General features: G+C 70.2%; 7 protein-coding genes and 1 pseudogene. 5 read left to right on the top strand and 3 right to left on the bottom strand.

Annotated features, from left to right (window positions below):
* The 3 genes from ACGFNK_RS41155 to ACGFNK_RS41145 all read left to right on the top strand — a co-directional run.
* Nucleotides 1-410 (top strand): LPXTG cell wall anchor domain-containing protein (locus ACGFNK_RS41155; protein ID WP_393425090.1); only part of this gene is annotated, 410 nt, incomplete at its 5' end.
* Between the two features lie 106 nt (nt 411-516).
* Complete coding sequence (locus ACGFNK_RS41150) at nt 517-675, top strand: hypothetical protein (RefSeq protein WP_393425087.1); 159 nt, start codon at nt 517-519, stop codon at nt 673-675.
* A gap of 47 nt (nt 676-722) precedes the next feature.
* Nucleotides 723-941: a hypothetical protein gene (locus ACGFNK_RS41145; RefSeq protein ID WP_393425084.1), complete on the top strand. Its 219-nt coding sequence runs from the start codon at nt 723-725 to the stop codon at nt 939-941.
* A gap of 20 nt (nt 942-961) precedes the next feature.
* On the opposite strand, the gene ACGFNK_RS41140 is transcribed toward ACGFNK_RS41145, so the two are convergent.
* Nucleotides 962-1537 carry a hypothetical protein gene (locus ACGFNK_RS41140; RefSeq protein ID WP_393425081.1) on the bottom strand — a complete coding sequence of 192 codons (576 nt, stop codon included), beginning with the start codon at nt 1535-1537 and terminating at the stop codon, nt 962-964.
* Nucleotides 1538-1818: 281 nt separating this feature from the next.
* On the opposite strand from ACGFNK_RS41140, the gene ACGFNK_RS41135 reads away from it, so the two are divergent.
* Nucleotides 1819-2307 (top strand): hypothetical protein, encoded by a 489-nt coding sequence (locus ACGFNK_RS41135; RefSeq protein ID WP_393425078.1) that lies wholly within the window; start codon nt 1819-1821, stop codon nt 2305-2307.
* A gap of 373 nt (nt 2308-2680) precedes the next feature.
* Nucleotides 2681-3331 (top strand): TMEM175 family protein, encoded by a 651-nt coding sequence (locus tag ACGFNK_RS41130; protein WP_393425075.1) that lies wholly within the window; start codon nt 2681-2683, stop codon nt 3329-3331.
* Between the two features lie 56 nt (nt 3332-3387).
* Here the strand turns inward: ACGFNK_RS41130 and ACGFNK_RS41125 are convergent.
* Nucleotides 3388-4334 (bottom strand): annotated as a pseudogene (locus ACGFNK_RS41125) (transposase); the annotation flags it as partial.
* Between the two features lie 64 nt (nt 4335-4398).
* Entirely contained in the window at nt 4399-5625 is a 1227-nt protein-coding gene (locus ACGFNK_RS41120; protein WP_393425072.1) for an alpha/beta hydrolase family protein, read from the bottom strand.
* Between the last annotated feature and the right edge of the window lie 470 nt (nt 5626-6095).

Below are 6095 nucleotides of genomic sequence, written 5' to 3'. Positions count from 1 at the left end.
CGCCGGTGACGAAGCCGTCGTCGCCGGCCACTGACGAGGGTGGCTATGGCGACGAAGGTGGCTATGGCGGCGAGGACGTCGAAAGCGGCTACGGCCACGACGGCGGCTACGGCGGTGACTCGGACACGCCGGGTGGTTACGGCGATACGCCGTCGACGCAGCCTTCCACCGCACCGCCGGCGACGAAGCCGCCCACGTCGGCGCCGCCGACCGCCCCACATCCCGAGCCCCCGACAAAGCCACACCCCGAGCCCCCGACAAAGCCGCCCGCCTCACCCCCGAGGGAGCCGCCCTCTCTCCCCGACACGGGGGCTGGGGAGCAGGCGCTCGTGGCTTCAGTCGTCGCCGCGTTCCTGCTGACGGGCGGCGCCATCCTGTACCGGCGAGGCCGAGCCGCGTCTCGTCGGTAGTGCTCCGTTCTGGGTGCCGGACGCATCGCGTCCGGCACCCAGATGCGTTTGGGATCCCCGGGGGCGCCCTCTCGGCTGGTGCCGTTGAGCGGACGAAGGTGCAGGCATGGGTGCACAGCCGCGGCGGCGCAGAAGATGGCCCGCGTACGTAGCGGTCGTTTTCTTCAAGCCCTGCTCGGGCGGCGGCAGCCTGGATGCCTGCGTCGTGCACACCGAGGTGGAGATGATCGAGCTGCTGCAGGTCCGCCCGCGAGCACCCCTATGAGCAGTACATGATCGAGGAGTTCGCCCGGCCGGCCCTGCACCGTGGGCGTGCTGGAGATCGACGGCACGCTCACCGCGCTGCCGGTGCTCGATGTGGAGACCGAGCGGGAGTTTTACGACTACACCGCCAAACACGACCGGGCCCAGCGCACCGAGCACTGCCCCTCGATGCTGCCGAGTGAAATCACCGGCCGCCTGAAGCAGTACGCGCTGCGTGCTGCCGGTGCGGCAGCGGCGTCTCATCCTCAGGGCCTGGCGGGCACCTGACGTCCGCCGCCTGCGCCGGGTCAGCGGGCGAATGTCTCGGTCAGGCGCACGCTGTAGCCGTCTTCTTCCATCAGGACGACCGTGACACCAAAGGGGGAGGGGTGGTCCAGCTCGAGCGGTGTGAAGGAGTAGTTGACGGCGGCCTGGATCGGCGGGACCAGCTCGCCGCCTGGCTGGGGCTCGAGGGCAGGAAGCCAGTGGGGTCCGACTGTGGCCGGGCCGTCGGGGGCTTGGGCCAGGGACGACTGCTCGGTGTAGGGGAGTTGGTGGAGGACGTGGCCGTCCTTCGTGGCGTGCACCATGTTCAGGCATGGCGCCGGGCCGACGAGGGGCAGCTGGCAGGCGGTGGCGACGTCGTGGGTCTCCCAGGCAAGGACGATTTCGTCGGCGCCGGCCGCCGCGGCGATGTTCGAGAGCGCGGCAATGCCGGTGAGTGCGTCCTCGCCGGCCTTCAGAGGGCGTACCCAGATCAGGCCGACCAGTTCGCCGCGCACCAAAGGCATGATGACCGGGCGGGGCACCGCTCCCTCGCCCAGGCCCGCGGTGTACGCGTTCTTCACCGATGCGACCAGTGCGTCCCACACCTGCGTGTCCACGAACTCCCCCTCACCCACGGCATATTCACGATCAGGCTGACCTTGTCATGGTCGCCGCGCCCCCGCCAGCCGCCGTCACCCGTCCGGACAGGGGCGTGAGGCGGTGTCAGCGCTCCACCCCGCACTGCCGGACAACGCCCCCGCGCCACAGCTTGAGTTCTAGTGGTCGTTGCAACACCCCAGTTCAAGGGTGCGATGGACTTCCATGTCCGCAAGATCCGGACGGCGCCGCCGGAGAACGTTGCGCGGCTGAAGCTGACCGTGCTGCCGAAGAACTCCGCGTGGCTGAAGCCGACTGTGCCGGCGGAGAACACACCAAGATCATCGGCGTCGTCGACCTGCCCCGCCGCAGAAGGACAGTGGCGCTCACCGGGCGCACCGAGTTCGATGGGCTGCCGATCCCGTTCTGGCGGTTTGCCGCCCAGTGCGCCGCCGGCGAACGCGCGCAGGTCCGCTACCTCAAGTCCGCGGGCCTCTGGTCCCCGGACAGTCAGGCCCTCTGCGCCAATCATGACGACTTGGAGTTCACCACCACGTGGTTCCAGAACGCCGGCCTGGTCCTCACCCGCGACGAGGACCTTCCTGACGGCGACAGTCCCGGCATGTCATGGGCCATGGCGTGCAGGATCGCCGACCTGATGCTGTCGATGCTGTGGCCGCAGGTCGAAGCCGTAGCTGCCAGCATCGACGCCCGCGGCCTGCTGACCGGGGACCAGGCCGCCGAACTCGCTGGTGCCACCAATCCGCCGCCTCACACCCGCCCCGACTGACCACTCACGAAGACCGGCTTCATGTCGTCCCGCAACGCCGGGGCGAACTCGATCTCACGCCCCGACGACTCAGAAGCCGGCACGACTGTTCGGGAGGGCGACGCGTGACCCGAGCCCTCTCCCACGAAGATCCGCTGGCGGGCCTGCCCCCACGAGCCAAGATTGCCGAGTTGATTTTGGGCAGCCCCCGCCCTGCGACACCTACGTCGGCTGGCAGCATGACTGTGGCTCACCGCATCGGTTGGCGCGTTCGGCCAACTGGAACGCTCGGCGCTCCCTCTGTTCCCGGCCTGGGAAGTCCGGCCGGCGGTCGAACACGTCGAAGCGGTTAAATTCACAATATTTAGGGGTGATTAACCCTATGGTTCGGGTTGTGAACGGCCACCAGCGGGTGCAAGACGACGAGGGAAGCGCGGCCCGACTCCTCGCGCTGTCGGACGGTGTGTTCGCCATCGCGATGACGCTGCTGGCGTTGGACATCACGCTGCCCGACGGGCTGGACCCCGCCGGCTTCCGGCAAGCGCTGGGAGATGTGATGCCCAACGTGTGGGCGTATGGCCTCAGTTTTGTGGTCATCGCGGCGTTCTGGCGGGGTCACCACCAGATTTTCCGGTATGCGCGAGAGGTGGACGGGACTGTCATCCGGATCGGGCTGCTGTGCCTTGGGCTGATCGCCCTTATGCCCTTCCCTACCACCCTGCTGGCCGAGTACGGGGACCTGCCGCAGTCGGTGGCCGTCTATTCCGGTGCCGTCGCGGCCGTGGGGGCGGCACAACTCGCACTGACGGTCGTAGTGTGGAAACGCCCGTGGCTGGGCAGCACACCGCTACCCGATCCCGTCGCGCGCAACGACGTGGCGGATCTGGCGTCGACTGTGCTGGTTTTCGCCGTCGCCGTGCCGCTCGCCTTCGTGTCCCCGACGGGCGCGAAACTGTGGTGGGCGGTATTGATCCCGGTCAAGTCCGTGACCGGCAGGCGGGGCAAGCGCCTGCGCGCGGCCGCCCAGCAGCTCGGCGCCCAGTAGGGGCTGTCAAACGAACGGCTCTGCCCCGTAACGGCGGTAGCGCTGTGTAGTGATCGCTGGAGCAGGATGCGGTGGCGGAGCAGGGGGAACCCGGCTCGGCCGTGCATCTGCCTCGTGATCCTCTTGGTTCGCGTGTTGACGCCCTCGGTGTGGCCGTTGCGTAGGGGAGGGTGAGCCCGCCCTCGCGGCGGCGCGGTCGAGTTCGAGGCCCTTGGCGAAGGAGTGCAGGTGGGGCAGGTCGGCGGGGCGGACCTGGGTGATCCCGTCGGGGAGCTTGGCGTCGTTGCCCTCCGCCTGGGTCAGGAGCTGCGCGAACTCGCCGGTGAGACGGGCGAGTTCGGCCATCTCGGGGCAGGCTTTGGTAAGTTCCCGCAGGAGTGCGGTGTCCTTGTCGCGCAGGTTCTCGGGGCGGGTGAGGAGGAGCCGGGCGAAGCGCTGCGGGGTGGTCACGAACCGCTCGCCCTCGGCGTGGCCCTGGGTGATGTAGCGGTAGAGCAGGTTGAGGCTGCCGGTGTAGCCCAGCTCCTGGATCTCCCCGGAACGGGTGCTTGACGGCGACGGCCGGGTCGGTGGCGCGGCGGGCGCGGAGGTGGTCGCGGTACGGGCGACGAGCGTGGGCTTGTAGCGGGGTGCGCGGCGGTCTCCGGTGGGCTCCTTCATGCGGGCGTACCGCTTGACGGTGTTCAGGGCGAGATCGAGGCGGCGGGCGCAATCGAGCAGGCCGACGCCTTGGTCGAGCAGGTCGTGGACCTGCCGCCAGCGCTCGCGGGTGGTCTCCTCGCGGACGCCCCCGGGCCGGGCGGGGTTCGCGGCGGTGGCCCAGCAGGCGGCGTGGGAGCGGACCTCGGCCAGGACCTTGCCGCACAGGTTGCTCCACAGGTGCCACCTGTCGCTGACCTGCACCGCTTCCGGGAGGGCCTGGCGGATCGCCTCGCCGTAGGAGCCCGAGCCGTCCCAGCAAGACGCACTCGGCCCCGGGGTGCTCGCGCAGCCACGCGACCAGGGTCATCCCGCCGTTGTCGGCCGGGCCGTGCGGGCCGGCATACGCCGAACCGCTGACGGCAGGCCTATGGGCGGTGGCCCCGCCCCAGGGTGTCCTCCAGCCAGTCGAAGACGAGCTCGCAGTGCTGCTGTGGCGCCATCGGCGAGCAGTGCAGCTGGGCACCGGTGGCCGCCGTCAGCAGCTGGAAATCCTTGGGGGCACGCAGCAGTTCGTAGAACGCGCGCGGCTGGCCGGGGTAGAACTGCTCGTCGTCGTAGTCCAGCACGAGCGTGGGGCACTTGATACGGCCCACGATCCCGGTGATGTCGAGCGCCATGATCCGTTGGGCCGGTGTCCAGAAGTCGGTGAAGATCCGGCCCTGACGGGCGGCCAGCATCGCGGGGATCGAGAACGGCTCGACCCGCTTCTCGATCGTCGCCGCTTCCTCCGGGCTCAGCTCGGGGACGACCTCTTCGTTCCAGATGCGGTTGGTCTCCGCCTTGTCGGGGCTCACGATGCTCCGGAGCTCCGGCGGAAAACCCAGCCACGGCGAGAGCACTCCCGGCATCGCGGCCAGCGCTGCGATCCTGCGTTCGAAGGCCGCTGCGCGCGGCGCGAGGTCGCCGCCCATCGACAGCCCGGTCAGGGCGATGCGCCGCTCGTCGACGTCCCTGCGGCGCTCCAGCCAGTCCACCAGGGGAGAGACGACCCGCTCCCAGCGAGGGGTGAAGACGACCTGGTCGACGAAGAGCAGCTGGCCCTGGCCCGGTCCGTCGTACACGAGCGCGTTCCAACCGCGGGCGAGCGCTGCGGAGACCCCATACGTCCACATGTCGACGTTCTGGCCGTCGCTGCCGTTGGTGAGGATGACGGTCGGCCTGGCCCTGCCGGAGGTATCGGGGCGGAAGAACCAGACAGGGATCGACGTCCCGCCCTCGTACGGGACCTGATCGGTGGTCGCCGCCGGTGTGCACAGCCGGGCGAACGTGTCCCAGGAGCGACGCCCGGCGAGGTAGAGCTCTTCCTCGTCGCCGGGGGTGTCCGAGCCGAGCACGAAGAACAGCGCCTGGTCGTAGTACTGGGCCGCCCGCAGCGAGCGGGAGCGCCGGGTCTGCGGATGCCGGGTCGCGGTGGCCGTCAGCCGGTCCCCCCAGCGCCGGAACTCCGCGGTGAAGGTCTGCTGGTCCGCCCCCGCGGCGTTGATCGCGTTGACCGCGGTCAGGACTTCGCCGACCTCGCTCGAGCCGAACCCGGCGCCGCCCAGGGCCAGCAGCGCGGCGAAGTTGAGCGCGGGGTCCGTGAACAGCTGCATGGCTCCGGGTGTCGGCGACGCGGCCGCGGCCGCGGTCGTGGACGACGGGCTGGACGTGGCTGACCCACGGGCTCCGGCGGGTACCAGCGCAGAGGCCGTCGGTGCCGAGGCCACAAGGGCCGCTCCGGCTCCGGCCGCCAGGCCTGCGAGTGCCCCCCGTCGGGTGGGCCTCGCCGCTCGGTCTGAGGATGCGTTCGTCATGCCCGGACACGCTAGGAGCCTGCGTCGCCCGGGGCGCAGCGCCACTCCCGCCGGTCCTCCGAACGGCCCGCGCCCCAACGCCAGGACGAGCGGCAGGCTGGCATGCCCGGCGACGGACCGGTGGGGCTACAGCCGCGCTGACTGCGGGTCCTCGGCCACGGTGGCGGCCTAGGGCCAATGCCGTTGCTTTATGGGTCTGCGGGTTGGGGTCGTTTGATGCGGATGGCTTGGGTGCCGGTGCGGGTGGGCTGGGGCCAGGCGTGGTGCTC

The organism is Streptomyces sp. NPDC048825 (assembly GCF_043198355.1).
In the GTDB taxonomy this organism is placed as follows: Bacteria; Actinomycetota; Actinomycetes; order Streptomycetales; family Streptomycetaceae; genus Streptomyces; species Streptomyces xiangluensis.
This window is presented reverse-complemented; position numbering and strand designations above follow the sequence as displayed.